The sequence below is a fragment of the Salinifilum ghardaiensis genome, assembly GCF_054491345.1.
In genome coordinates, this window is sequence record NZ_CM137101.1 from 363,687 (window position 1) to 389,140 (window position 25,454).

Consider the following 25,454-nt stretch of genomic DNA (forward strand, 5'->3'; position numbering starts at 1 on the left):
GGCGGGCGTCGATTCGCGCTCGCGGTGCGGCCGCGGCCGCGCACGAGCTCCGACTCGACCAGTATGGACGCACGGCGGTTCGCCGCTGACGCCGGTTGTCCGGGTGCCCGCTCACTCCGCGAGGGACGTGCCCAGTGCTTCGAGGAACGACCGCGCCCAGCGGTCGACATCGTGCGTGAGCACTTGCCTACGCAGTGCGCGCATCCTACGGCGTCTCTCGTCCGGCGCCACGTCCAGGGCAGCGAGCAGGGCGTCCTTCACCCCGTCCAGGTTATGCGGGTTCACCAGGAACGCGCTCGTGAGCTCCGCGGCCGCACCGGCGAACTCGCTGAGCAGCAATGCCCCGCCGAGGTCGTGCCTGCAGGCCACGTACTCCTTGCACACCAGGTTCATCCCGTCGCGCACGGGCGTGACGACCATGGCGTCGGCGGCGCAGTACAGCGCCACGAGCTCCTTGCGGTCCACCGAGGTGTGCAGGTAGTGCACCGCCGGGTGGCCGACGCGCCCGAACTCCCCGTTGAGGTGGCCGACCTTGCGCTCGATGTCCTCGCGCATCTGCTGGTAGTGCTCGACGCGCTCCCGGCTGGGCGTGGCCACCTGCACCATCGTCACCTCTTCGGGTGTGATGCGCTCCTCGGCGAGCAGTTCGTGCATCGCCGACAGGCGGACGTCGATGCCCTTGGTGTAATCGAGGCGGTCCACCCCGAGCACGATGCGGCGCGGGTTGCCGAGCTCCTGCCGGAGGGCGCGGGCCCGCTGCTGCACCTCCCTGGTGCGGGAGAGGCGGTCCAGGTCGGCCGAGGCGATGGAGATCGGGAACGCGCCCACGCGCACCGGCCGGTCGCCGACGCGCACCACGCCCGGGCGGGAGCGGACCCCGACCTGCGCGCGGCTGTGCTCGAACCCGCCGAGCCGGCGGGCCAGCCACAGGAAGTTCTGCGCACCGCCCGGGCGGTGGAAGCCGACGAGGTCGGCGCCCAGCAACCCCTGCACGATCTCCGTGCGCCACGGCAGCTGCATGAACAGCTCCACCGGCGGGAAGGGGATGTGCAGGAAGAAACCGATGCGCAGGTCGGGCCGCAGTTCCCGCAGCATCGCCGGGACGAGCTGCAGCTGGTAGTCCTGCACCCACACCGTCGCGCCCTCGGCGCTGACCTCGGCGGCGGATTCGGCGAAGCGCCGGTTCACCTGCCGGTAGGTCTGCCACCACGAGCGGTCGAACACGGGCGGCACCACCACGTCGTGGTACAGCGGCCAGAGGGTCGCGTTGGAGAACCCCTCGTAGTACTCGCGGTGCTCGGTGGCGCTCAGCTGCACCGGGCACAGCTGGAGCTCCCCGTCGCTGAAGGGGTCGACGGCGACGTCGGCGACGCCGGGCCAGCCGACCCAGGCGCCGCGCCGCGCGCGCAGGAACGGCTCGAGGGCGCTGACGAGTCCTCCGGGACTGTGCCGCCACTGCTGCGTGCCGTCCTCGGCGCGCACCAGGTCCACCGGCAGACGGTTCGCGACCACGACAAAGTCCGCTCGGACGGGTTGGTTGCCGTTGTTCACCCGTTCTCCTTCGCACGTGGGCACTACGCCGCAGGCTATCCGGAGCGCGCGGGACGTGCGTGCCGCGTGTGGCGGAAATCGATCTCGGCGGCGTGGGCCGAGCGGGTGCGCGCTCAGTCCAGGCGGCGGTTCGCGGGGCGCAGCGGTCCGGACATCCGCGGCCCGGCGAGCTTGCGCTCCAGGCGTCCCAGGCGGGTGCGCACCGGCTGGGCGAGGAACTCGCCGAGCACGATGCCGGCGCCGAGGGCGAGCCCGGTGGCGACCGCGAGCATGATCGTGGTCAGCCCGGCGGGGTCGCCGAGCACGGACAGCTCGAACAGCCCGCGGTAGGTGGCCAGGCCCGGCAGCAGCGGCACGACGGCCGACACGGCGACGACCAGCGGCGGCACGCGCAGCCGCCGGGCGACGATGCCGCCGATGAAACCGACGACGGTGGTGGCCGCGGCGCTGGCGAGCACCGAGTCGACGTTGACCATGATCAGCAGCGCGTGCACCATCGCCGTGATGGCGCCACCGATCCCGGCGGCGATCCACGGCCGCGGTTGCGCGTAGCTGGCCAGGGCGAAGCACGTCGCGGTGGAGGCGCCCGCGAGCAGCTGCACGGGCAGGTGCACCGCTGGGGAGAGCATGGTGGCGCGCCCGATGTCGCGGACGTCGAGCCCGCCGACGAACCCGTTCTCGCCGAAGATCTGCAGCCCCCCGTACAGCGCGAGCACGACGCCGGCGATCAGCCCGGCCGACATGAGCGCGATCTCGGCGATGCGTCCGGCCGCGGTGACGTTGTAACCGGTGATCGCGTCCTGCATCGCGCCGACGACGGTCATGCCGGACAGCAGCACGATGATGCTGGAGGCCACGGCCAGCGCGGGGTTGCCGAGGATCCCGAGGCCGTGACTGACCAGCGCCACGGTCGTGGCGATGCCCCCGCCGATGATCTGCTGGTAGAAGAACGGCAGCCCGCGCCGGTTCACGTAGCGGCCGATGCGGTCGATGAGCGCGGTGGCGACCGCGGCGACGATCGGCAGCGCGCGGTCCTCCGAGCTGGTGAGGCTGCCGCCGGCGAGCAGCACGGCCAGCGAGGCGGCCATGCCGGCCCAGGCGAGGGTGGCGACCCAGCGCGGGAAGGGGTGCGGTGCGGTGGTGATCCGGTCGAGCTCGGCGTAGGCGTCGGCCGAGGTGATCTCGCCCGCGGTGATGCGCCGGACGAGGCTTTCCACCTCGGCCAGCCGCGTGTAGTCGGTCGACCGGTTGCGGACGACGCGCGCCGAGGTGATGGGCGACTGCTCCGTCCCCCGGTGGCACGACACGGTGATCGACGTGTAGATCACGTCGACCTCGCAGTGCGGCAGCCCGTAGGCGTTGGTGACCGCGATGATCGTCGCCGTCACGTCGGAGGCGCCGGCCCCGCTGGCCATCTGCACCTCACCGATGCGCAGGCCGAGGTCGAGGACGAGGTGGACCGTGGACTCGTCCGGGAGGTGCGGGCCGTAGACGACGTTGCGGATGCCGGCCGGATGGGTCGCTTCCGGGCCGCGGCGCCACAGCGCTCCCCGGGCACGCTGCGTGATGCCCACCGCTGGATTCCTCCAATGTTTGGCCGCCTTGTGGGCGTGCCGTGCGTGATCTCCCTCTCGATCATCGGCTGTCATAGAGCGACCGTTGCACCTCTCGGCTATGTCGTCGGTCACGTGGGCTCGGCGCACCGAGGATCGCCCGGCCGCGCGGGGTCCCGGGAGACCCGATCCCGCCTCCGGCGCGTGCCAACTGTGGGAGGGGCGGACCGTCCCCGCGAGTCGGGTGGCCCGCTGCGGCATCGGTGGTTCGGGCGCTTACGATGTGCGGTGCGCACCCGTTGCGGTGCGCAGGCCGCCGTAGCTCAGTTGGCAGAGCGCCCGCCTTGTAAGCGGAAGGTCAGGGGTTCGAGTCCCCTCGGCGGCTCCGAGCCTACCGAAGCCGCGTCGCGCGGTCCGCCGTTCGGGAGCGGGCGCTCCCGCCGAGCAGTTCTCACCTGGCCTCGCCGGACCTGTGCGCCGCCGCCCTCCGCGGCGGCTGTTGCGGCCGCTGGTGCCGGGGCAGGACCGAATCCTCTGGGAAGTCGCCCCGCGAGTGCGCACGGTGGAAGCGGGCGGCGGGCGCCGCCCGCCCTGCTGGCCTCCGGGTCGGGAGCTGGGCAGTTGGTCCGGAGGTCGGCGCGGCTCGTTGAGAGGAGTCGACGTGTCCAGGAAAGTCGCGGACTGCCGCAAATCCCCGAGCGAGATGAACTGCACGCTGACCATCAGCGGTGAGCAGGAAGAAGTCGTCCGCGCCGCGGCCGAGCACGCGGCCTCGGTGCACGGGCACGAGGACACGGACGCGTTCCGGGCGGAGATCCGCGCGGCCCTCGAGGACGAGGCAGCGCTGTCGCACCAGTCCACCTGAGCCCGCGCTCGCCGACGCGTCCGGTGCAGCGGTTCGCATCTGCGGTCGCCGATCAGCTCAGGACCGGGCCGATCGGCCCAGGACCGGGGCGCAGCTTCCCGTCGCCCCGGTCGTCGTCCTCCGCGCTGGAGCGCTTCGGGGGGGCAGCCGCCCGGGGAGAGGTTGACATCCGGTCCGCCCGGGTGTGCGCTGTGCTCGCGAGCGGTGCACGACCGCTGCGCGTGAGCGCGGCTCCCCGCGGCGGCCGGGTGAGGAGGTCGCGATGCGGCAGGCCCGGCGCGGAAAACCGGTGGTGATCACGGACGCGGCCCCGTCGCTGGCCGCGGAGCAGCGCGTGCGCAAGCGCGTGTACGCGGTGCTGATGGCGGTGCACCTGGCCGGTTTCGTCGCCGCCGCCCTGATCGCGCACATCTGGTGGTTGGCGGTCGTGCTGATCCTGATCACCGTCCCGCTGCCGTGGATCGCGGTCGTGATCGCGAACAACCGGCTGATCGGCGGTGAGCTCGCCCGCCGTTGGCAGCGGGAGACCCGGGGCGGCGGTGAGCGCGGCCTCGAGCAGCGCGGTGGGCAGCCCCCGCTGCTGTGACCGGGGGCGCTTGTGGCGGGGGCGCTTGTGGCCGGGTGCCTGCGACGGGCGCCGGCGGGCCGCCCTGCGTGCGCGGGAGGGAAGCGGCTGCGCCGCCCGCCTGACGGGCCGGTGCGGCCCGAGCGCACGACCGCCGATCCGCGCGGTCACTGATTCCGCTGGGTTCCGCCGGCCCGGGTCGTTCCGCCGCTGCTGCGCGAACCTGCCGTTCACCGCGGGGCCACCCCGTGTTCGCGCATGTAGTTGTGTGCTACAACTAAAAATGCGAATGCTGATCATGTTCGAGTGCGTCGGCTCGCCGAACGGCACCCCGCCGCGGGGTCGCTGCGCTCGCGTCCCGCGCTCCGGCGGCAGCGGCCGGCGGTGCTCCCGGAGCGGGTTGACCGCGGTAGCGGCTCCGCTCCGCGGGGAGCCCCGCGACCCGGGGAATCCGGGGTGCTGCTGGAGGTGGTGCGCGCCTCGGCGCACCGGTGCGTCCGCGGTGCCTTCCGGCGCCGGGGAGTTCGCGTCCGCTGTGGAAGCGAGTGCGCTGCACGGCGCGAGCCGCGCACCGGCGCGTGGCGCGGTCGGGGGCCTCGGCGGGACGGCGCAGCTGGCCGGGGGTCGACGCAGCACCTGCCGGGAGGAAAGGAGCGGTATGTGCTCTGGCGTGCGTGACGCCGTGCAGGACGAGAGGGGCGTGCAGGACGGACGGGCGGGCCTCATCAGAACTCCCGAGGAGATCACCGCCGAGTGGCTGGGCGCGGTGCTGCGGCGCCCGGACCTGTCGCTGGTGTCGGCGCGGCCGATCGGGACCGGCCAGATGGGACGGTGCTACCGCGCAACGCTGCGCACGGGATCCGGCGGGGCGGAGAGCGTCGTCGTGAAGTTCGCCTCCGCCGACGAGTCCAGCCGCTCCCTGGGCGTGGACCTGAGCATCTACCACCGCGAGATCGCCTTCTACCGCGATCTCGGCGGGGAGCTGGAGGGGATCGCGCCCCGGTGCCACTTCGCCGAGTACGACGAGGGCGACGGCGCGTTCACGCTCGTGCTGGAGGACGTCGCCGGTGCCGGCCAGGGCGACCACATCGCGGGTTGCTCGGTCGGCACGGCGCGGATGGTCCTGCGCACGCTCGCGCACCTGCAGGTGCCCGCGCTGCGCGACCCGTCCCTGCCCGAACGCGAGTACCTCCGGCCGACCTCCCGGCAGGTCGATCCGGACAGGATGGACGCGCTGTTCCAGCGGTTCCGCGAGCGCTACCACGAGCGGGTCGCGCCCGAGCACCTCGAGGTGTGCGAGTTCGTCATGCGCGCCGCGCACGCGTGGACGCCCGAGGCGGACACGCCCATGGGGCTCGTGCACGGTGACTACCGGTTGGACAACCTCCTGCTGCGCGAGCACGACTGCCGCGTCATCGACTGGCAGACGGTCGGCTGGGGGCCGTTGTTGTCCGACGCCGCGTTCTTCCTCGGCGGCTGCCTCGACGTCGACGAGCGGCGCGCGCACGAGGAGGAGCTGGTGCGCGCCTACCACGACGAGCTGGTGCGCTGCGGAGTGCGCGATCTCGACTGGGAGCGGTGCTGGCAGGAGTACCGCCGGTGGTGCTTCCGCGGCCTGATCTTCACGATCGGCGGCCCGCTCGCGGTCGAGCGCACCGAGCGCGGGGACGAGCTGTTCCGGGTGTGGCTCGAGCGCAACGCCCAGCAGCTGATCGACCTCGACGTGCCGGCGCTGCTCTCCCGGTGATCCCGCGGGCGCCGGGTGTGCATTTCGCGCGAAAGACACACCCGGCGGCGCGGTCTCGCGGTGCGGGCACGCACTCGTGGTAGGGGCGGTCCGCAGTCGTGGTGGGGCCGGTGCGCCGACGTGAAAAGGGTCCGCCCGAAGCGCGTCGGGCGGACCCCATCACCCCTGGGAGGGAGGGTGCGTGCGCCGCGGAGCGGCGTCGTCGCGGAGATGCCGGTGTGGTCCGGGGCTGCCCGGGTGCTCGCAGGGGCTGCCCGCGTGGTCCAGGGCTGTCGGTGTTGTCGCAGGGTTGCCGTGTCGTCGCAGGGTTGCCGACGCCGTGTCAGCGCTGCCGGCCCAGCACCACGCCTGTCGTGCCGAGGAGGAGCAGGACGAGGGCGGTGAGCGCCCACGGCCACGGGGTGCTACCGGTCTGCGCCAGTTCCTCCGGCTGCTGCTCGTGCGGCGGAGGCCCGTCCGAGGTCGGCACCCCCGGTTCCGCGGAGCCGGACCCCGTGGGTCCGGGTCCCTCCGGCTCGGTCGTGGTGCTCGGCGGCCGAGGTGTCGTGCTCGGTGGTTCGTGCGTTGTGCTCGTCGGTGGCGGGTGCGGCGTCAGGGTCGGCGGCTGAGTCGTCGTCGGACCCGGCGGTGGTTGGGGCGTGGTGGTCGGCGGCTCCTGGTCCGAGCAGTCCACCCGAAGGCCCCCCGCCGCGATCGAACCCAGGGGGCCCTCGTGGAGGACTCCGCCGTCGGGTCCGCGCAGCACCCCCGCGAGTTCCACCACGACCGCAGCGCGGGCGGTCGTCCCGTCGTTCTCCGCCGCGTGCCGCACGGTGATCGTCAGGTCCGCCGTGGACACACCGGGAAGGCCGAGCTCCTCGCCGGTGGCGGTGACCTCGTTGGGCCCCTCGGCGAGCGGGCGGGTGGGGTCGTCGAAGAGGTACACCGCGTTGCTGTCCGTGGCCGCGGACGCCTCCGCCGTCGGGGCCAGCGGGGAGTGCGTGCAGCGGGCCCAGGTGCTCAGCGCGCCGAAGCTGATCACGTTGCGCTCGGAGTCCGCGGACAGGCGCACGCCGAAACCGCTCCAGTTCGCGGAGGCCTGCCTGCTGCCCGCGGGATCGGTCACCTGCACCGTGGTGGTCCCCGGCGGAGCGGGCCCGCCGTGCCAACCGCCCACGTGGGACAGCACCCCCTCCGGGTCCTGCTGGTCCCAGGTCGCCACGTGGGTGCCGGGGTCCTCTTCGAGGTGGCCGAGGGAGCCGCTGAACCCGGGCATCCCGACCCCGGCGATGTCCGGCAGGCTCACCTGCAGCAGCGTGCTCTCGGCGGCGACGTCCTCCTGCTGGGCCGCGGCCTGCCAGGACGCGCCCAGCGCCGCGCCGAGCAGAACCGTGCTGCCGAGCGCCGCGCCGAACACCGCCAATCGCTTCATGGCTCGGAGGTTAGGGAGGCGCGGCGGGCTGTTCGGGCACCGCCGCTCGGGTCTCGGAAGATCGTGTGATCACGGACCTTCCCGGCGTGCGGAAGTCCGCTGGAGGGTGTACGGGACCGCGCGGAGTCTGCCGCGGTCGTGGAGCTCGGCGGGTCAGCTCAACGACAGGTAGCGGCGCTCGTTGAAGCCTTCCCCGGTGCAGGACTTGCCGAGGTCGTGCCCGATGCGCTCGATGACGTCGGCGAGCTCCAGCCGCGCGAGCCACTGCCGGGGCAGCACGTCGGTGCCGTGGCGCGCTCCGAGCAGGAAGCCGGTGATCGCGGCGGTGGAGTCGCTGTGGCCGGAGTGGTTGGCGGCCAGCCGCAGCGCGTCGGTGAACTGCTCGGGCTTGGGCAGCGCCAGCGCGCAGTACGCGCCGATGGCCAGCGCCTCGGGGCCGATCCACCCCTGGCCGAGCCGTTCGATGTGCCCGGTGCTCGCGCCGAGCCGGGCCAGCGTGGCGGCTTCGGCGAGCGCGTGCGCGGTGGGCTGGTCCTCGCGCAGCACCCGCCCCGCGGCCTGGTCGGCGGCGGCGGACAGGGAGCGCCCCTGCACGGCGAGCAGGTGCACGGTGAGCGCGAGCGCGCCCGCGGGGGCCCAGCCGCCGACGCCGCCGTGGGTGAGCGCGGCGAAGTGGGTGGCGAGCTGGTAGCAGAGCTCGGAGCTGGGGGCGAACCCGGCGGGCGCCGCGCGATCGACCCCACCGCAGCCCTGCGAGGTGTTCCGCGGCTGGTCGGGCGTGCCGAGCGCCGGTTCCTGCAGCGCGCGCAGGCTGGTCAGACCGGGGGCGCGGTTGGCGTAGAGGGCGGACTCGGCGAGCAGGCCGGTGACCCCGGGCTGCGGCCGCTCGTCCTGCTGGGTGGTGAGCCACCGCCGGTAGGCGGCCGCGACGAGGTCCACCGGTTGCCAGCCGCCGCCGTTGTGCCCCAGCGTCCACGCGTGGAGGTAGCCCTCGCCGGTGAACAGCGTCATCTGCGCCGCGTCGCCGAGCAGGGCCTGCGCGGGTGGTTCGGTGACGCCCTGCGGGCCGTGCTCGTGGCGGATGTCGGCGAGCTGGGCGAACTCGACCGGCGTGCCGAGGGCGTCGCCGAGGGCGCCGCCGAGCAGGCACCCGACGGCGCGGTCGACCACTGCGGACGTCGTGGACACGGGGTGCGGTTCTCCTTCCACACTGCTCGAGGCGGCGCCCGGGGCGATCGACGCTCTCCGACTCTACTCGGATTCTTATCACCCTTTCGGGGAATGAGGGCGCGCGCCAGGGGCTGTCGCAGATGCGATGTATGCCAGATCCGCCCCTGGATGTCCGCTCCCGTGAGATCTGTTCGGGTGACACGCGCCGGGAGATCACGGGGTTCCCCGCGCGCAGTGGTTAACGTGTGACGGCCCCGCCGCCGTGCGCGGAGGCGGGTCGTGGGGGCGGCGGAGCGGCGCTCCGGGCGGACGCGGAACAGGGATCGGTTTTCGGCATGACGGCGCCACTGGACACCAGCAACCCGAGCGCGCGCAGCGGATTCGCATTCCGCCTGCTCGGACCGGTCGAAGTGCTCGTCGACGGCGCGGCGCAGACCGTCGGCAGCGCCAACCAGCGGCTCGTGCTGGCGGCGCTGCTGCTCGAACCCAACCAGGTGGTGCCCGTCGAACGCCTCATCAGCATGCTCTGGGGCGAGGAACCGCCCGCCACCGCGCGCACGATCGTGCAGGGCTGCGTCTCCCGCCTGCGCAGGCTGTTCAGCACCCCCGCCGCGGACGCCGACCCGCCGCGCCTGGCCACCCGCGCGCCCGGCTACGCGCTGCACGTCGACCCCGGCCGCATCGACCTGCACCGCGCCCGCGCGCTCATCGACCAGGCGCACGGCCTGCAGCTGGAGGAGCGCTCGCGCTCGCTAGCGGCGGCGCTGCGGCTGTGGCGCGGGCCCGTGCTCGCCGACCTCGCCGAGACCCCCCTCGGGCGCACCACCGCCCCGCAGGCCGAGGAACTGCGGCTGGCCGCGCTGGAGGAGCGCGCCGCCGCCGACCTCGAACTGGGGCGCCACGCCCAGCTGGTGCGCGAACTGCCCGCCCTCGTCGCGCGGCACCCGCTGCGCGAGCGGCTCGCCACCCAGCTCATGCTCGCCCACTACCGCTGCGGCCAGCGCGCCCAGGCGCAGAACTGCTTCCACGCGCTGCGGATCCGGCTGTCCCAGGAACTGGGCATCGACCCCGGCCCGGAGGTGCGCGACCTCTACGAGCGCATGCTGCGCGACGACGCGGCGCTGCTCGGTCCGCGGCAGCGCGCGCAGACCGCGCACCGCAGGCCCGTTCCGGCGGAGCTCCCGCCCGCCCCGGCCGGCTTCGTCGGCCGCGACGAGGAGATCGCCGAGCTGGACGGCATGCTCGACGCCTCCGGGACGCGCGCGGTCAGCCCGATCGCCGTGATCACCGGAACCGCGGGCGTGGGCAAGAGCGCGCTGGCCGTGCACTGGGGGCGGCGCGCGGCGCACGCCTTCCCGGACGGCCAGCTGCACGTGCCGCTGCGCGGGTTCGACCCGGAGCGCCCGCCGCTGGCCGCGGGCGAAGCGCTGACGAGCGTGCTCAAGGCCCTGGGCATGGCTCCGGACGCGATCCCGGTGGACCTGGACGACCGCACCGCGCTGTACCGGTCGATGCTGGCCGAGCGGCAGGTGCTGCTCGTGCTGGACAACGCGCGCGACTCGGAGCAGGTGCGGCCGCTGCTGCCCGGGAACTCGGCCTCGGCCGTGGTGGTGACCAGCCGCCGCAGGCTCGACGGGCTCGTGGTGCGCGGCGGGGCGCGGGTGTTCCCCCTGGAGACGCTGCCCGCTCCCGCCGCGGTGGAGGTGCTCGCGCACGCCGGGGACGTGGCGGCGGACGCCGCTGCGACCCGGCTGGCCGAGCTGTGCGGTGGCCTGCCGCTGGCGCTGCGGATCGCGGCCGCGCGGGTGCAGGCCGACCCGGGTGGCGGCGCGGCCGGGGTCGTCGAGGAGCTCGCCGACGAGCGCAACCGGCTGCGCGTGCTCGACACCGATGACGGGGAGACGAGCGTGCGCGGCGCGTTCGACGTGTCCTACCGCAGCCTGCCCGCGCCGCTGGCGCGGACGTTCCGGTTGCTCGGCCAGGTGCCGGGGCCCTCGGTGAGCGCGTTCGCCGCGGCCGCGCTGTGCGGCACCGACCTGGGCCAGGCGCGCTACGCGCTGCGCGCGCTGGGGCGGGCGCACCTGGTCGGCGAGAGCGAACCGGACCGGTTCGGCATGCACGACCTGCTGCGCGTCTACGCCCGGGAGGCCGAACCGCTGCCCGCGGAGGAGTGCGACGCCGCCGCGGAGCGGGACGAGCGCGTCGAGGCGCTGCGCCGGCTGGTGCACTACTACCTGGCCGTGTCCGACCACGCGCGGCGCTACCTGCGGCCGGCGCGCGACGAGCTGCGGTTCGCCGAGCGGGCGGCGGTGGAGCGGCCGCAGCTGGCCGATCGCGCGGACGCGCTGGGGTGGTTCGACGCGGAGTGGTCGAACCTGGTCGCGCTCGTGCGGCGGGCCGCCGACGCGGGGTTCTGCGAGCTGGCGTGGCGGCTGGTGCGGATGCAGTTCAACTACCTGATGGTCCGCTGCCCCTGGGAGGACTGGATCGCCCTCTACCGGATCGGACTGCGGGCCGCGCGCAGCGCGGGCGAGACGGAGGGCGAGGTGCTCATGTCCGCCGGCCTCGGGGTGGCCCACTCGCGTTCGGGCGACCCGGAGGCGGCGCTGGAGCACTACCGCGAGTCCTACCGGGTGGCCGAGGGGGCCGCGAACTCCTCGTGGTTGGCCATGGCGCGGGTGAACCTGGCGAGCGTGCTCATCCGCCTCGGCCGGCACGAGCAGGCGCGGGAGCACTGCCGCGCGGCGCTGGAGGGACGCTGCGAGCAGCTGGACCGGTACTTCGGGGCGGGCGCGCTGAACAACCTCGCGCAGGTGGAGCAGGCCGCGGGCCGGCCCGAGCTGGCGCTGCGGCACCTGCGCGAGGCCGAGGAGCTCTACCGGGAGATGGACGACCTGGAGACCCTGGCGATGGTGCTGAACAACTGCGGCGAGGTGCACATCGAGCTCTGCCGGCTCGAGGAGGGCGAGCGCTATCACAGCGAGGCCCTCGAAGTGGCGCTGCGCTGCGGTTCGGCGATGCGGCAGGCCGCGGCGCACGTGGGGCTCGGCGACGTGGCCTGGCACCGCGGGGACGCCTCCGTCGCCCGCACCCGGTGGAACACGGCGCTGATCGTCTTCGACACCGGCGGGTCCCCGATGGGGCGGGAGGTGCGCGCGCGGCTCGCGCGCTTCAGCGGGCCGGACGACACCGATCACCGGCGCGTTTAGTGAGCGATTAGTGCGTGGTGAGTACCCGTTGCGAACGTGATCACCACGCGGTTCGGCCAGGCCGAACCGCGCCCGGGTGGCTCTGGGGGATCCAGAGGGGGGAGTGTCGCCCGGCCGCGTCCGGGCCGCGCCCCGGGTGCGGTGTGATTCGGGTTCGCCCGGACGATGGGGGTGGGTGCGGCCCCGGCTCGCACACCCGGTCACGACCGGACGTGCCGCACGGGCTCGGCGTTGCGCCGAACCCGTGCGGCCGGGGCCGTGCTTCGTCCCGGGGCTCCGGCCCAGGCGCGTCGACCAGCGGGACCCCGCTGCGCCGCCGGCGTTCTCAGACCCGCAGGTACGGCTCGTAGCGCGGCCGCTTCGCGCGCCGCCCGTCCCCGCTGGAGCGGCCCCGCAGCCGGCGGCCGATCCACGGCACCAGGTGCTCCCACGCCCAGCGCAGGTCCTCGGCCCGCTGCGCGCTCCACGGCTGCTCCGGCATCGGCGGCCACTCCGCGCGCCAGTCCTCCGCGACCGGGACCCCCAGCGCTTCGCACGCCCGCAGCGCCACGCGCCGGTGGCCTTCGGCGGACAGGTGCAACCGGTCCTCGCTCCACGCCCGCGGGTCCCGCAGCACGTGCATCGACCACAGGTCGAGGACGTGGCAGCCGTGCGCGTCGGCGATCGCGCGCAGGTGCGAGTTGTACGTGCCGACCTTGCCGCGCACCGCGCTGAGCACCGGGGTTCCGCGGGTGTCGAAACCGGTTCCGATGAGCACGTCCGCGCCGGTGGAGCGCAGCTGCCGCACGGCCGCTTCGAACTGCGCGGCGGTCTCGTCCGGGTCGCAACCGGGGCGGATGATGTCGTTGCCGCCCGCGTTGAACGCGATGAGGTCGGCGCCCAGTTCGGTGGCCCGCGGGACCTGGTCGGCGATGATCTGGGAGATCAGCTTGCCGCGCACGGCGAGGTTCGCGTAGCGCAGGCCCGGGTTGCGCTCCGCGAGGTGCCCGGCGAGGCGGTCGGCCCAGCCGCGCACGTCGCCGGACTCGTCGACGTCCTGGAGTCCCTCCGTGAAGCTGTCACCCACGGCGAGGAACGCGCTCCAGGGCGCCCTCCCGGAGGATCCGGAGTCCGCCGGGACGTGCGGCCGCTCGGATTCGGTGGGCGCGCTGCTCGGTGAGTCGCCGCGCTCGGGGGCATCAGCCATCGCACTGCCTTTCCATCTCGTTCCTCGGTTCGCGCCGGCCCGGGGTCGCGCGTGGGAGCTGGCGGCGAGCGCCGGGTGGTCCGGCGGTTCGCGCGTGCCGCGCCGGAGTCGGCGGCTGGCTGATCCACGTTGCCGCTGCGGCGCGGACCTACGCCACCGTCGGTTCCGTTCACCGGACTAACTGCACCGCTGAGTTCAGCAATGGAGGCTTCGTGTCCAGGGAGTTCGTTTTGCGAGGTCTTCTCCAGTGGCGCTGTTCACGTGATCGCCCGGCGTGTCGTCGGCCCGCGCCCGTGATCGGGGGGCGTTGTGCGGAATCGCCCGTGTGGCGCCTGATCAACTGCTACCGTCCTGCGGCGGCGACAAATCCGAAATCGAAGGGGGTTGGCCGCGTGCTGGTAACACGACGTCCGTGCGCGTCGATGCCCCGCGCAACCTGTTTCACGCGTCCGCGGCGAGCTCGCGGACGTTCGGACTGCAGTGACCAGCTGGGGGAATCGTGACGTCGGCAGAGCATCCCGGAGCGTCCCCGGCTCCCGCGGACCGAGGGCCGCGCGAGCCGGTGCGGCTGGACCAGACCGCCGAATTCACCTCCCTCGCCGCCGAGCAGCACCCGTTCGCGCTGTGGGAGCGGATCGAGCGGTTACCGGAGCGGTTCGACCGGGAGCAGCGGGCCGCTGCCCCGGCCCGCTCCGGGGACGCACCGGCCGAGGGGGTCACCGCGCTGGCCGGGGACCTGACCCCGCCCGCGGGCGTGCCCGGCGGGGAGGCCCCCGGCGGGGGAGCGCCCGGTGGCGGTTCGCCCGAGGGCGGCGCATCCGGCGGCGGGGCGCGCCCGGCCGGTTTCGCGGGTGCCCTGCCGGAGGGACCCGACCGCCCGGCGGGGGAGGACCGGGACGCCCCGTTCGGCCGATCGGACGGGAGTCGCCCGGACGGGACGGGGCGCGACCCGGCCGGGCGTTCACCGGCTGCGGAACACCCCCCGGCTGCGGAACACCCCGAGGAGGGCGAGGCGCACACCCGAGTGCAGCCCGCCGTTCCCGCGGCGGGCCCGGAGCACGCGGCTGAGCCGAACGGGGGCCGGGACGAGGAAGCCGCCCCGGAGCACGGCGCCGCCCCGACGTTCGGGGAAATCCCGGAGCACGGTGCCGCCCCGGAGCACGGGGAAATCCCCGCCTCCGCGGGGGAAGCGGACCGCGGTGGCGCCCCGGGACCCGCCGGAGCGGGCGGGTCCGGAGGTGCTGCGCACCTGAACGGAGTGCTGCCGGCGGCGCCTCCGCCCGATCCCGCTGCGGAGGCTCCCGTGCCTCCCGCGGAACCGGCCTCCGGGCACCACCCCGGCGCCCAGCCCCCGGCCGGGCCGCCGCCGTCGGTTCCGCAGCCCGGCACCGCCCCCGCTCCCGGCACACCGCCGCCGGGGCAGCCCGCGGGCCCACCTCCTCCGGGGGGTCCCGCCGGGGCGCGCCCGGACGCACCGCCGAACGCACCGCAGCCCGGCTCACCCGGCCAGCCCGGCTCGGAGCACCGCGCGCCCGGTGGTCCGGGGACACCGCCGGGAACACCCGCCCCGCCGCACGCTCCGCCGCACCCCGGATCCCCCGGGGCGGCGCCGCACGTCCCGTCGCAGGGGGAGGCGCCGGTGCCCGGCCCCGCCCAGGGGCAGCCGCATGCGCAGGAGCAGGGGCCGACTTCACCCCCGGGCGGCGCCGCGGCGGCACCACCCCGGCCCGCGGAGCGGCAGCGACCGGAGCCTGCGCAGCGCGGCGGGCAGCCGTCCCCGGCCACGCCGCAGCACGGGGGAGCGCATCCGGCACCGCCCCGGCCCGCGACGGGGCCGCCGCCGGCCGGGCCCGGACCGGCAGGTCCCCCAGGGCAGGCGGCACCCCCCGGTCAGCCCGGGAGCCCCGAGCAGCCCGGGAGCCCCGAGCAGCCCGCGTCTTCCGGGGGCACCGGGCGCGGGCGGCCCGCTCCCGGTGCCGACCAGCAGGTCGCCGGGGAGCGCTCCTCCCGGGGCGCCTCACCCGCCGGGGAGGACGGCTCCGCCGGGGAGGACGGCTCCGCCGGTGAGGACGGCGAGCGGCGTTCGGCGCAGCAGAAATCACCGGCGCGTGCGCAGCGGTTCACCCCGCGCGGCGACGGCGGTTTCGGCCCCATGGGTTCCTCCGCGGTGCCCGCCGCGGCGGGGCCCTCGCCGCGCGATCCGGTGCTGTGGAGCGGCGAGGAACCCGCGGAGGAGCGCAGGGGATCCGTCGAGTTCCGCAGCGGTTCCGGGTACCGGCCGGAGGAGGCCGAGGGGGCCGTGCCGCAGTTCCTGGTGGAGGCCGATGAGCCCTTCGACGAGGACGGCGGGGAGAGCCGCCTGGCCGCTCCCCCCGTGCTGGGAGAAGCGCCCCCCGGCTACCGCGATTTCTAGACAGCCTCGAACCTTCGACGGAGCGGGACCTTCCATGGTCGACACCATCACCCTGTCCATCCCCGCCGTGGACGTGCTGGCCGAGCAGTTGGAGCTGGCTGTGCGGCAGTACCCCTTCGACGTGCCGCGCGGCGGGGAGGAGGAACGCGCGCGAGCGCGCCCGCGCGTGTGGGAGGAGTTGGAGCGCGGCGGCTTCGCCCGCCAGGGCCGGACCGAGCCGGAGGTGGAGGACGCGCTCTACCTCCTCTCCGGCGCGGAGATCACCGTCGCCGCCGCCGGGCTGCTCGACGCCTCCCGCGGGCAGCGGCTCGCCGCGCGCGTGGTCGCCACCGGTGAGGTGGGGTTGGTCGGGGTGCTCGGCCCGCGGGGGCTGCGGATGACCTTCATCGACCCGGAACGCGTGCCGTGGGCGTGCGTCGAGCTGCTGCCGGACGCGCCCGCGGGTCCGGGGGAGCGGGCGCGCGCGGTCGCCGACCGCTCCCGGGGCGTGCCCGCCGACGAGGACATCGAGGGGCTCGGGCCGCTGAGCGCGCTCACCGCGGCGCCGAAGACGCGGCTCGGGCACTTCCTGGTGACCAGCGGGGACGACCGGGGGCAGCGCCGCCGCGCGGGCAACGTGATCTGGTTCGACACGGCCCGGGGGCGCTACGCGCTGCGGGGGGAGCGCGGTCAGGCCGACGTCGTCGAGGCCGAACCCGCCGATCGCCACCGGCTCGCCGAGCACCTCGCCGGGCTGGTGCAGCACACCGATTCCGGGGTTGCGCTGGGATGACTCCGGAACCGCCGGGGGCGGGGCTCCGCGGCGCCGCCCGGACGCGGCGATGCGCAGGCCGCGTCCGGAGGGGTCGTGAGGTGTGACCGATCCTCATGTGCGTCACGCGTCCGCGGTAAGGCAGGCTGGGGGACGTGCAGCGGCAGCGGACCCATCCACCGGAGGAGACCCCCGATTCGCTGACGCGGCTGCTCGGCAACCGCACCAGCGCGCTCGACGCGAGCGTTCCCCCGCTGGTGTTCGGCCTCGGCTGGTTCCTCGGCGGTGAGTCGATCGCCGTCGGCAGCGGTCTGGCGATCCTCGCGGGTGCCGTGATCGGGGCGTGGCGGCTCAAGCGCGGGGCGCGCCCGCTGGCGGTGCTGGTGAGCATGCTCGCCGTGTGCTGCGGCGCGCTCATCGCGCTGCACACCGGGGAGGCCGTGGACTTCTTCCTGGTCCGCCTGGTCAGCAACGCGGCCAGCGCGCTGGTCTGGATGGCGAGCATCGCGCTCCGGTGGCCGCTGCTCGGGGTCGTGGTCGGCGCGGTGCTGGGCCAGGGCAGGCGGTGGCGGCGCGATCCCGACCTGCGCCGCGCCTACGGCCTGGCCAGTTTCGTGTGGGTCGGCCAGTACGCCGTGCGCCTGCTCGTGTTCATCCCGCTGTGGATGATGAACCACGTCGTGGCGCTGACCGTCGCGCAGGCGGTGCTGACCTGGCCGCTGGTCGCGCTGTGCGTGGTCGCGAGCTGGTGGGTGCTGCGCAGGGCGCTGCCCGCGGAGCACCCGGGGGTGCGCCACCCGCGCGACCCCGCTGCCGCGTGAGAACTCCGCGCCGGAACCTCCTCCGCTGCGAGCGGGGCCCGCGAGGCGGCGGGGGCAGGCCGCGGAGCCGCTCCTCCCAGGCGCAGGCCGCCCCGTTCCCCGCGGGGTCACGACGTCAGCCGCTCCGCGGTCCCTCCCACCAGGCGGCGGTGCAGCGCGGGCAGGTCGGCCCGCTCGGCCGCGGACGTGCGGTGCGCGGCGAGCCAGGCCGCGCCTGCCGCGCCGGAACCGGCGGTGCGCAGCACGGGGCCGCCGGGTTCGGCGAGCTCCGCGCGCAGGGCCGCGCCCACCGGGTTGTCCGGGCCGGTGAGCCCGCCGGCGAGCACCAGGTCGGTCGCGGCCGGAGCGACCAGCCGGGCCGTGTCCGCGAGCGCGCGGGCGGCGCGGTCGACGAGGTCCCGCGCGGCCGCGTCCTCCGCGACGGCATCGGTGACCAGCGGGGCGAGCTCGGCCAGCCGGATCGGCGGTGCCGCGTGCACCGCGGCCACCGCGGCGGAAGCGGCCGCGCTCCCCGGTGCGGCCTCGGTGCCGGGAGCGGCGCCGAGCGCGCGCAGCACCGAACGCCCCAGCGCGCCGAGCGGGGATCCGGCGTCGAGCGCGTGCAGCGTCACCCGCACGGCCTCGCGGCCGATCCAGAACGCCGAGCCCTCGTCGCCCAGCAGCCAACCGTGCCCGCCGGCGGTGGCCGCGGCGCGGTGCTGCTCGACGCGTGCGGCCACCGCACCGGTTCCGGCGATGAGCACCGCACCGCGCGGCGCCGGGGTGCCCGCGGCGAAGGCGACCTCGTAGTCGGTGAGCACCGCGACGTCGCAGCGCAGCCCCAGCTCGGCGCACGTCCGGTGCAGTTGCTCGGCGGTGTCGCCGCTGGTGAGCACGGTCGATCCGGCGAGACCGAGCACGACCGCGCCCACGGCGGAGGTCTCGGCGGAGCCGAGCGCGGCGCGCGCGGCCGCGCCGATGTTGCCCAGGGCGGTGTCGAGCGGGTGGGAGTGCGGGTTGCCGCCCCCGGCGCTGCCGGTGCCGCGGACGCGGCCGTCCAGGTCGGCGAGCACCGCCCGGGTGGCGGTGCCCCCGATGTCCATGCCGAGCACCAGCGTCGTCGTGCTCATCGGTCCTCCCCGGGCGCGCCGCCCCATCGGTTGCGGGTGGCCCGGCTCGGCGTACGCTGGCCTTGCCCGCCTCGCCCCGCCCCCCTCGGTGAGGCGGGCCTTCGCGTCCATTGTGCTCGGTGCCGGGCCCGGTGCCGCCGGGCGGCGCGTCAGCGGGTCCGGGTGACCTTCCGCAGGCCGCGTGGCTGGTCCGGGTCCTCGCCGCGGGCGACGGCCAGCTCCAGCGCGAAGCGCTGCACCGGCAGCGCCTCGAGCACGGGCGCGAGTTCCTCGGCCGTCTCCGGCAGCACGACCCGCGTCGTCGCGGGGACGGACTCGGCGGCGGACCCGAGCGCGCAGACGTCCGCGCCGCGCGCGTGCACCGCCTCGACGACGTCGCGCATCGCCTCGCCGCCGTTGCCGCGGCTGCACAGCGCCAGCACGGCCGTTTCCGGATCGATCGCGGCCACCGGGCCGTGCAGCAGGTCGGCGCCGCTGTAGGCGCGGGCGGGCAGGTAGCTCGTCTCGGCGAGCTTCAGCGCCGCTTCGGAGGCGGTCGCCGAGGAGTAGCCGCGCCCGGTGGTGACGAGGTGCTCGGCGAACCGGTAGCGCTGCACCATCGCGTCCACCGCACCGGTGGTCTCGTCGAGGGCCTGGCGGGCCAGCCTGGGGATCTCGGCCGCGGATTCGCCGCCGCCACCGCGGAGGGCGTCGATGAGCAGGTACAGCGCGAACAGCGTGGCCGTGTAGGTCTTGGTGGCGGCCACGGCGTTCTCGCTGCCCGCGCGGATGTGCGCGCCGAACTCGGCCGCCTCGTCCAGCGCGGACTCGGACGTGTTGGTCACGGCCACGGTGGTGGCGCCCTGGCGCCGGCCGGATTCGGTGACCTCCACCAGGTCGGGCGAACTGCCGCTCTGGCTGACCGAGATCAGCAGCACGTCGGTGAGGTCGGGTTCGGCGCCGTAGAGCGTGGTCGTCGACGGCGACGCCAACCCCACGGGGATCTGCAGCAGCACTTCGACCAGGTACTTCGCGTACTGCGCGGCGTGGTCGCTGGAACCCCGCGCCGCCAGCAGCGCGAAGCGGGGGCGGCGCTGCCGGATCTCCGCGGCCACCTCGGCGATGTCCGCCCGGTGCTCGAGCAGCGCGGTGAAGACGTCCGGCTGCTCGGAGATCTCGGTGCGCATGTGGTGGCCTGGCGCTGGGGCGGGCTCGCTCATCGCGTGGTCCTTCCGACGTCGGTCTAGACCAATCCTACCTGGTGCGCCCTGCGGGTACCCGCACTCCGGGCAGCGCTATGACACCGGGCCGCTGCGCTGCTGGGCGGGCAGTGCGACCGTCGCGTGGCAGAATTCCCGGCCACGAGCAGCGCGGCCGGCGAGTTGGAGGGACCATGGTCGAAGCGGGCCCGGGCGGGGACGCCGACGTCCCCGGGCGGCAGCAGCGGGAACCGAAGTACTGGGGGCTGAAGCAGCACCTGCTCGACATGCTGCGGGCCATGCCCGCGGGCACGCCCATCCCCACCGAGCGCTCCCTCGCCTCGAGGTTCGACGTCTCGCGCACCACGGTCCGGCAGGCGCTGGCCGAGCTCACCGTCGAGGGGCGGCTGCTGCGGGTGCAGGGCAAGGGGACGTTCGTGGCCACGCCCAAGGTCGCCCAGCGCCTCCAGCTGTCGAGCTACACCGAGGACATGCGCGCCCAGGGGCGCCAGCCCGCCTCGAAGCTGCTGGAAGTGCTGGAACTCCCCGCGGAGGCGGAACTCGCGCGGCTGCTGGACACCGACCCGCGCTCGCAGGTGCTGCGGCTGCGGCGGCTGCGGCTGGCCGACGGCGAACCGATGGCGATCGAGACGACCCACCTGCCGCTGCCCCGGTTCCCCGGCATCGCCGAGCCCCTCGAGCAGGGCGCCTCGCTGTACCAGGTGCTGCGGGAGCGGTACGCGGTCAGCTTCGGCCACGCCGAGGAGACCATCGAGACCGCGCTGTCCAGTCCGGAGGAGGCGGAGATGCTCGGCTCCGACGTCGGCCTGCCGATGCTGCTGCTGTCCCGGCACTCCTTCGACGCGGGAGGGCGACCGGTGGAATGGGTGCGGTCGATCTACCGCGGGGACCGGTACAAGTTCGTCACCCGCATCAACCCGCCCGAATGAGGCCGCGCACCTCGGACCCGCCCTGACGAGGCCTCGTTCCCCGATGCACCACGATCGCGTGGGGATCATTCGTCCCCCAGTGGCGTGGGGACAGGGCACAATTTTCATGAAAATTGTGCTCTCTGGAATAGTTCCAATCTGCGCCGAAGGGGGTTGCGCTGCGCAGCCACGAGCGTTGCGCGATCACGAGAGCTGCGTGCTGCGCACGGAGCGCGTTCGCCTTCCCTTCGTCTGTTCAGCCCAGCGTGTTAGCCGCCCGTGGGAGTACTCACGCATCGCCCATGATCGGGAGAAATCCCAGGTCGGCGCCCGTTGTGTGAGCGGAGAAGGAACCCGGGAGCGCGCGTGGGGGGAGCATGTGAGCGGCAGGGACGAACGCGCCGAGGGGCGGAGCAGCGCTGCGAGCAACGGGGACGACCAGGACGGCGGCAACCGCACGCTGCTGTCCGACGTCTCCCCGGCTCAGGTGACCGGAGGTGCGCTCGCCTCGGTCACGGCAGCGTTCCTCGGTTCTCGGCTGGGAGTCGCCGGCACGTTCGTCGGCGCCGGGCTGACCAGCGTGGTCATCACCGTGGGAGGAGCGCTGTACCAGCGTTCCCTGGAGAAGGGCCGGGAGAAGGCGAAGGTCGCGGCGAGCCGGGCGGCCGAGAAGCGCAACCGCGTCGCCCGCACCACCGTGGTCGACCCGTCAGCGCGCCGGAGCGCGACGCCTGCGGCCGGAACGCCCGCGGCCAACGAGCCGGCGGCCAACGAGCCCGCGGCCGGCGCGCCCGCGGCCAGTGAGCCCGGGACCAACGCGATCGGGGCCAGCGCGCCCGCGGCCAACGAGCCGGCGGCCGGCGCGGCAGCGGCCAGTGAGCCCGGGACCAACGCGATCGGCGCCAGCACGCCCGTGGCCAACGAGCCTGCGGCCGGCACGCCGGCGGCCAGCGCGGCAGCGGCCGCAGCGCAGCGGAACTCCCCGGAGCTGCCGCAGGGGAACCCGGCTCCGCGGCGGAACGGTGCACCGTCCGGGGGAGCGCACGAAGAGGCGACGCGGGGGAACGAGGCCGCCCGCGGCGCCGTCTGGCCCGGTGGCGAACGCGTCGTCGACACCGACCCGGAGCAGCGCACCTGCCGCTCGTCCGGTGGCCGGCAGGACCGGGCGGTCGACCGCACCGCGCGCGTCACCCGCGACGACGCGGTGCGCAGCCTGCGCTGGGACGGCACCCGGTTCGTCCCCCAGGAGGCGCGGCCCGCGGCTTCCTCCCCCCGAGCGGTCCCCGCCGAGGGAACCGCGCAGGAGGGAGCGATCCGGAGGGGGGCAGCCCAGCCCGCGCCGGAGGGACGGACAGCCCCGTTCCCCGGTGCGGCGCCGACGCACCGCACCGGGGACGGACCGGTGCGGCGTCCCGACGAACGGCGGGCGGAGCAGGCCGCGGGCCAGCGGCCCTCCCACCAGCGGGAAGCCCGCGGTGCCGCAGCTGACCCCGCCGCAGCCGGCGGGGCCGGGACCGGCACGGCCGAACCCCTCCGCGGGGAGGAGGGGCACCGCAGCGCCCGGCAGCCCGGCGGAGCGGTCGCCCCGGCGTCCGGGCGGCGTTTCCCGCTGCGGTGGATCACGTTCGGGATCACCAGCCTGGTGATCTTCGTGCTCGGCATGCTCGTCGTCACCGGGTACGAGGCGCTCACCGGTTCGCCGCTGTCCGGGGGCGACGGCGGCACGACGGTCGGGCGCGCGTTCCGGCCGCAGCCGGCCGACCCGAGCGGCCCCTCCGAGCAGCGGGCCCCGCAGCCGTCCACGTCGGAACCGGCGCCGACGGAGACCGGGGAGCCGACCGCACCGGAGACCACGGGAGCGCCGGAGACCACGGGAACATCCGAGCCCGCACCCACCGGCCAGCAGCCGGGGGAGTCCGCGGGCGGTGGGACCACCACGACCGCCCCGGGCCCGACCGAACAGCCCCAGCAGGGGCCGACCGGCGGGACGGAGACCGCACCGCTCGGCGGCGTCCTGGACGGGCCGAGCGGGGAGACCGCCCCGGACGGGGGTTGAGGCGCTACCCGCTCAGCCGGTAGCGCATCTCGCGGGCGGCGGCCGCCGGGTCCTCGGCTTCGGTGATCGCGCGCACGACGACGACGCGCTGCGCGCCCGCCGCGATCACCTCGTCGAGGTTGCCCTCGTCGATGCCGCCGATGGCGAACCAGGGGCGGCCGTGCCCGTGGTGCTCGGAGGCGTGCTGCACGAGCTCCAGCCCCGCGGCCTGGCGGCCCGGTTTGGTCGGCGTGGTCCACACCGGCCCGGTGCAGAAGTAGTCCACGCCGGGTTCGGTCGCCGCCGCGTCCGCCTGGGCGAGGTCGTGCGTGGACCGGCCGAGCGCTACGTGCTCGCCGAGGATGCGCCGGGCTTGCTGCACCGGCAGGTCGTCCTGCCCGAGGTGCAGCACGTCGGCCTCGGCCGCGAGCGCCAGGTCGGCCCGGTCGTTCACCGCCAGCAGGCGGTCGTGCCGCACGCACGCGTCCGCGAGGACCTCCAGGGCGTCGAGCTCGTGCCGCGCTTCCAGCGGTGCCCCGTTCTCGTCCTTGTCGCGCAGCTGGATGATGTCGACGCCGCCGGAGAGGGCGGCGTCGGCGAACTCGGCGAGGTCCCCGCGCTCCGAGCGCGCGTCGGTGCACAGGTACAGCCGGGCCTCGTCCAACCGGGCGCGAATACCGAATCCGTCGTATCCGGGCATGCCGCACAGCGTAACGACTGACGTCCGCGGTGCGCCCTGCCGCGGCCCGTCTCGATCGGAGTACGGTGGACACCGGTGAGCACGGGAGTCCGCCGAGCGACCGGAGAGCGGTGGACTGAGAGGGGGCGCAGCCCCGACCGTCGAACCTGATCCGGGTCATGCCGGCGCAGGGAGCGTGAGGTGAGCGAAGGAAGTGCGCGTGTCGCCGTCGTCGGCGGCGGTGTGATCGGTCTGTCCGCCGCCTGGCGAGCCTCGGCGGCGGGATTCCGCGTGGAGTTGATCGATCCGGCCCCGGCCGCGGGCGCCTCCTCGGTGGCGGGCGGGATGCTCGCGCCGATCGCCGAGGCCTGGCCGGGCGAGGAGGAGCTGCTGGAACTCGGTTCGGCCTCGCTGCGGCGCTGGCCGGCCTTCGCCGAGGAGCTGGCCGCGGCTGCCGGGCGCCCCGCCGGGCTGCGCACCGAGGGCACGCTCGTCGTCGGCGTGGACAGCGCGGATCGGGCCGATCTCGACCGGCTCTCCGAGTACCTCGACCGGATGGGGCGCAGCGTCACCCGCTACGACGGGCGCGAGCTGCGCCGGCTGGAACCGTCCCTGGGACCGGGCGTGCGGAGGGGGCTCGTCGTCCCCGGCGATCTCGCGGTGGACAACCGCGCCGCGCTGGCGGCGCTGCGCGCCGCGGCCGAGGCGGCCGGCGTGGTGTTCCGGGCCGAGCGGGCCACCGAGGTCCGCGCGGGCGAGGTCCGCACCGAGGGGTCCGCGGTGGACTGCTCGGTCGCGGTGATCGCCGCGGGGGCGCACTCGGCGCAGCTGCACCCCGCGCTGGCCGGGCGCATCCGCCCGGTCAAGGGGGAGGTGCTGCGGCTGCGCGCCCGCACCGGTGCGCTGCCGCCGCCGCAGCGCACCGTGCGGGGGCCGGTGCACGGCCGTCCCGTCTACCTCGTGCCCCGCGACGACGGGGGAGTGGTGCTCGGGGCCACGCAGTACGAGGCGGGGTTCGACACCGACGTGACCCTCGGCGGTGTGCGCGACCTCGTCGTCGACGCCGAGGAGCTGCTCCCCGGCCTGTCCGAGTACGCGCTGCTGGAGGCGGAGGCCGGGCTGCGCCCCACCACCGAGGACAACCTGCCGGTGCTCGGCCGGCTCGAACCCGGCGTGCTCGCCGCGACCGGGCACTACCGCGGCGGTTTCCTGCTCGCGCCGATCACCGCGGAGGCGGTGCTCGCGATGCTGCGGGAGGAGGAACCGCCGGTGGAGGCCCGCGTCGCCGACCCCGGACGATGGGAGGAACAACGGTGCGTGTCGTGATCAACGGGACCGGCAGGGACGTGGCCGAGGCGGCCAGCCTCGACGACGTGCTCGCCGACTACGGAGTGCCGGAGCGCGGTGTGGCCGTGGCCGTGGACGGTTCGGTCGTGCCGCGGGCCGACTGGGCGCGGACCCGGCTGGCCGACGGCGCGTCCGTCGAAGTGCTCACCGCCGTGCAAGGAGGATGACCATGGACGATCCCCTGGTGATCGCGGGCCGGGAGTTCGGCTCGCGGCTGATCATGGGAACCGGCGGGGCGAACAACCTGTCGGTGCTGGAGCAGGCGCTCATCGCGTCGGGTACCGAGCTGACGACGGTGGCGATGCGGCGCGCCGACGCGCAGGGCCAGACAGGCGTGCTCGAGCTGCTGCACCGGTTGGGCATCGACGCGCTGCCGAACACGGCGGGCTGCCGCACCGCGGCAGAAGCGGTGCTCACCGCCCAGCTGGCGCGGGAGGCGCTCGGCACGAACTGGGTGAAGCTCGAGGTCGTCGCCGACGAGGACACGCTGCTGCCCGACCCGGTCGAACTGGTCGACGCCGCCGAGCAGCTCGTGGACCAGGGTTTCGTGGTTCTCGCCTACACCAACGACGACCCGGCGCTGGCGCTGCGGCTGGAGCAGCTCGGCTGCGCCGCGGTCATGCCGCTCGGTTCGCCGATCGGCACGGGCCTGGGCATCCGCAACCCGCACAACATCGGGATGATCGTCTCCCGCGCGTCGGTGCCGATCGTGCTCGACGCGGGCGTGGGCACCGCCTCGGACGCCGCCCTGGCGATGGAGCTGGGCTGCGATGCGGTGCTGCTGGCCTCGGCGGTCACCCGGGCGGAGCAGCCGGAGCGCATGGCCGAGGCGATGCGCTCGGGCGTGACCGCGGGTCGGCTGGCCGTGCAGGCGGGGCGCATCCCCCAGCGGTTCTGGGCCAACGCCTCCAGCCCGGGCCGGCCGATGGGGTGAG

Annotated in this window: 20 protein-coding genes and 1 tRNA gene; 13 read left to right on the plus strand and 8 right to left on the minus strand. The window is 75.2% G+C overall.

Features of this window, described 5'->3' with window-relative positions; genetic code table 11:
- Positions 1 to 111 precede the first annotated feature (111 nt).
- A complete protein-coding gene (locus tag ACVGV0_RS01650) occupies positions 112 to 1,551 on the minus strand; it encodes an alpha,alpha-trehalose-phosphate synthase (UDP-forming) (protein ID WP_459158074.1) in 1,440 nt (479 codons plus the stop codon).
- A 113-nt stretch (positions 1,552 to 1,664) separates the two neighbouring features.
- Positions 1,665 to 3,125, minus strand: coding sequence for a threonine/serine exporter family protein (locus ACVGV0_RS01655; protein ID WP_459158075.1), 1,461 nt, complete (start codon positions 3,123 to 3,125; stop codon positions 1,665 to 1,667).
- A 291-nt stretch (positions 3,126 to 3,416) separates the two neighbouring features.
- Between ACVGV0_RS01655 and ACVGV0_RS01660 the strand changes: the two genes are divergently transcribed.
- The 4 genes from ACVGV0_RS01660 (at position 3,417) to ACVGV0_RS01675 (ending at position 6,281) form a co-directional block, all read left to right on the plus strand.
- Positions 3,417 to 3,489: transfer RNA gene (locus ACVGV0_RS01660), tRNA-Thr, on the plus strand.
- Between the two features lie 276 nt (positions 3,490 to 3,765).
- Complete coding sequence (locus tag ACVGV0_RS01665; RefSeq protein WP_459158076.1) at positions 3,766 to 3,969, plus strand: DUF1059 domain-containing protein; 204 nt, start codon at positions 3,766 to 3,768, stop codon at positions 3,967 to 3,969.
- Positions 3,970 to 4,231: 262 nt separating this feature from the next.
- Positions 4,232 to 4,555: a DUF3099 domain-containing protein gene (locus ACVGV0_RS01670; RefSeq protein WP_459158077.1), complete on the plus strand. Its 324-nt coding sequence runs from the start codon at positions 4,232 to 4,234 to the stop codon at positions 4,553 to 4,555.
- A 637-nt stretch (positions 4,556 to 5,192) separates the two neighbouring features.
- A complete protein-coding gene (locus ACVGV0_RS01675) occupies positions 5,193 to 6,281 on the plus strand; it encodes a phosphotransferase (protein WP_459158078.1) in 1,089 nt (362 codons plus the stop codon).
- A gap of 322 nt (positions 6,282 to 6,603) precedes the next feature.
- Here the strand turns inward: ACVGV0_RS01675 and ACVGV0_RS01680 are convergent, their stop codons facing one another.
- Entirely contained in the window at positions 6,604 to 7,692 is a 1,089-nt protein-coding gene (locus ACVGV0_RS01680; RefSeq protein WP_459158079.1) for a hypothetical protein, read from the minus strand.
- A gap of 153 nt (positions 7,693 to 7,845) precedes the next feature.
- Positions 7,846 to 8,880: an ADP-ribosylglycohydrolase family protein gene (locus ACVGV0_RS01685; protein WP_459158080.1), complete on the minus strand. Its 1,035-nt coding sequence runs from the start codon at positions 8,878 to 8,880 to the stop codon at positions 7,846 to 7,848.
- A 317-nt stretch (positions 8,881 to 9,197) separates the two neighbouring features.
- Between ACVGV0_RS01685 and ACVGV0_RS01690 the strand changes: the two genes are divergently transcribed.
- Positions 9,198 to 12,071, plus strand: coding sequence for an AfsR/SARP family transcriptional regulator (locus ACVGV0_RS01690; RefSeq protein ID WP_459158081.1), 2,874 nt, complete (start codon positions 9,198 to 9,200; stop codon positions 12,069 to 12,071).
- Positions 12,072 to 12,396: 325 nt separating this feature from the next.
- On the opposite strand, the gene ACVGV0_RS01695 is transcribed toward ACVGV0_RS01690, so the two are convergent.
- Entirely contained in the window at positions 12,397 to 13,257 is an 861-nt protein-coding gene (locus ACVGV0_RS01695) for an SGNH/GDSL hydrolase family protein (protein ID WP_459158082.1), read from the minus strand.
- Between the two features lie 2,152 nt (positions 13,258 to 15,409).
- On the opposite strand from ACVGV0_RS01695, the gene ACVGV0_RS01700 reads away from it, so the two are divergent.
- The 3 genes from ACVGV0_RS01700 to ACVGV0_RS01710 all read left to right on the plus strand — a co-directional run bounded on the left by ACVGV0_RS01700 (position 15,410) and on the right by ACVGV0_RS01710 (position 17,242).
- On the plus strand, positions 15,410 to 15,670 hold the full coding sequence (locus tag ACVGV0_RS01700) for a hypothetical protein (protein ID WP_459158083.1): 261 nt from the start codon (positions 15,410 to 15,412) through the stop codon (positions 15,668 to 15,670).
- Between the two features lie 34 nt (positions 15,671 to 15,704).
- Positions 15,705 to 16,442, plus strand: coding sequence for an ESX secretion-associated protein EspG (locus ACVGV0_RS01705; protein WP_459158084.1), 738 nt, complete (start codon positions 15,705 to 15,707; stop codon positions 16,440 to 16,442).
- A gap of 134 nt (positions 16,443 to 16,576) precedes the next feature.
- Positions 16,577 to 17,242 (plus strand): DUF3159 domain-containing protein, encoded by a 666-nt coding sequence (locus ACVGV0_RS01710; protein ID WP_459158085.1) that lies wholly within the window; start codon positions 16,577 to 16,579, stop codon positions 17,240 to 17,242.
- A 107-nt stretch (positions 17,243 to 17,349) separates the two neighbouring features.
- Here the strand turns inward: ACVGV0_RS01710 and ACVGV0_RS01715 are convergent, their stop codons facing one another.
- Both ACVGV0_RS01715 and ACVGV0_RS01720 read right to left on the minus strand, forming a co-directional pair.
- Complete coding sequence (locus tag ACVGV0_RS01715; protein ID WP_459158086.1) at positions 17,350 to 18,351, minus strand: N-acetylglucosamine kinase; 1,002 nt, start codon at positions 18,349 to 18,351, stop codon at positions 17,350 to 17,352.
- A 149-nt stretch (positions 18,352 to 18,500) separates the two neighbouring features.
- A complete protein-coding gene (locus ACVGV0_RS01720; RefSeq protein WP_459158087.1) occupies positions 18,501 to 19,550 on the minus strand; it encodes an SIS domain-containing protein in 1,050 nt (349 codons plus the stop codon).
- 173 nt (positions 19,551 to 19,723) lie between these two features.
- On the opposite strand from ACVGV0_RS01720, the gene ACVGV0_RS01725 reads away from it, so the two are divergent.
- Complete coding sequence (locus tag ACVGV0_RS01725; RefSeq protein ID WP_459158088.1) at positions 19,724 to 20,479, plus strand: GntR family transcriptional regulator; 756 nt, start codon at positions 19,724 to 19,726, stop codon at positions 20,477 to 20,479.
- 358 nt (positions 20,480 to 20,837) lie between these two features.
- On the plus strand, positions 20,838 to 22,514 hold the full coding sequence (locus ACVGV0_RS01730; protein WP_459158089.1) for a hypothetical protein: 1,677 nt from the start codon (positions 20,838 to 20,840) through the stop codon (positions 22,512 to 22,514).
- A gap of 4 nt (positions 22,515 to 22,518) precedes the next feature.
- On the opposite strand, the gene thiE is transcribed toward ACVGV0_RS01730, so the two are convergent.
- Positions 22,519 to 23,193, minus strand: a complete 675-nt coding sequence (gene thiE / locus ACVGV0_RS01735) for a thiamine phosphate synthase (RefSeq protein WP_459158090.1) — start codon at positions 23,191 to 23,193, stop codon at positions 22,519 to 22,521.
- 180 nt (positions 23,194 to 23,373) lie between these two features.
- Between thiE and thiO the strand changes: the two genes are divergently transcribed.
- The 3 genes from thiO to thiG are packed head-to-tail and all read left to right on the plus strand — an operon-like array spanning position 23,374 to position 25,453.
- Entirely contained in the window at positions 23,374 to 24,498 is a 1,125-nt protein-coding gene (gene thiO, locus ACVGV0_RS01740) for a glycine oxidase ThiO (RefSeq protein ID WP_459158091.1), read from the plus strand.
- The gene (thiS, locus tag ACVGV0_RS01745; RefSeq protein WP_459158092.1) at positions 24,486 to 24,686 is read left to right on the plus strand and encodes a sulfur carrier protein ThiS; all 201 of its coding nucleotides are present in this window, start codon (positions 24,486 to 24,488) and stop codon (positions 24,684 to 24,686) included. The genes thiO and thiS overlap by 13 nt, the downstream gene beginning before the upstream one ends.
- A 2-nt stretch (positions 24,687 to 24,688) precedes the next feature.
- A complete protein-coding gene (gene thiG / locus ACVGV0_RS01750; RefSeq protein ID WP_459158093.1) occupies positions 24,689 to 25,453 on the plus strand; it encodes a thiazole synthase in 765 nt (254 codons plus the stop codon).
- Position 25,454: the final 1 nt, after the last annotated feature.

What these genes read in the sequence shown, in the direction of transcription:
- ACVGV0_RS01720 (WP_459158087.1), bottom strand. Translation starts at nt 19,550, where the DNA reads ATGAGCGAGCCCGCCCCAGCGCCAGGCCACCACATGCGCACCGAGATC.
- ACVGV0_RS01700 (WP_459158083.1), top strand. Translation starts at nt 15,410, where the DNA reads ATGGGTTCCTCCGCGGTGCCCGCCGCGGCGGGGCCCTCGCCGCGCGAT.
- ACVGV0_RS01670 (WP_459158077.1), top strand. Translation starts at nt 4,232, where the DNA reads ATGCGGCAGGCCCGGCGCGGAAAACCGGTGGTGATCACGGACGCGGCC.
- ACVGV0_RS01705 (WP_459158084.1), top strand. Translation starts at nt 15,705, where the DNA reads ATGGTCGACACCATCACCCTGTCCATCCCCGCCGTGGACGTGCTGGCC.
- ACVGV0_RS01680 (WP_459158079.1), bottom strand. Translation starts at nt 7,692, where the DNA reads ATGAAGCGATTGGCGGTGTTCGGCGCGGCGCTCGGCAGCACGGTTCTG.
- ACVGV0_RS01675 (WP_459158078.1), top strand. Translation starts at nt 5,193, where the DNA reads ATGTGCTCTGGCGTGCGTGACGCCGTGCAGGACGAGAGGGGCGTGCAG.
- ACVGV0_RS01715 (WP_459158086.1), bottom strand. Translation starts at nt 18,351, where the DNA reads ATGAGCACGACGACGCTGGTGCTCGGCATGGACATCGGGGGCACCGCC.
- thiE (WP_459158090.1), bottom strand. Translation starts at nt 23,193, where the DNA reads ATGCCCGGATACGACGGATTCGGTATTCGCGCCCGGTTGGACGAGGCC.
- ACVGV0_RS01690 (WP_459158081.1), top strand. Translation starts at nt 9,198, where the DNA reads ATGACGGCGCCACTGGACACCAGCAACCCGAGCGCGCGCAGCGGATTC.
- ACVGV0_RS01695 (WP_459158082.1), bottom strand. Translation starts at nt 13,257, where the DNA reads ATGGCTGATGCCCCCGAGCGCGGCGACTCACCGAGCAGCGCGCCCACC.
- thiG (WP_459158093.1), top strand. Translation starts at nt 24,689, where the DNA reads ATGGACGATCCCCTGGTGATCGCGGGCCGGGAGTTCGGCTCGCGGCTG.
- ACVGV0_RS01725 (WP_459158088.1), top strand. Translation starts at nt 19,724, where the DNA reads ATGGTCGAAGCGGGCCCGGGCGGGGACGCCGACGTCCCCGGGCGGCAG.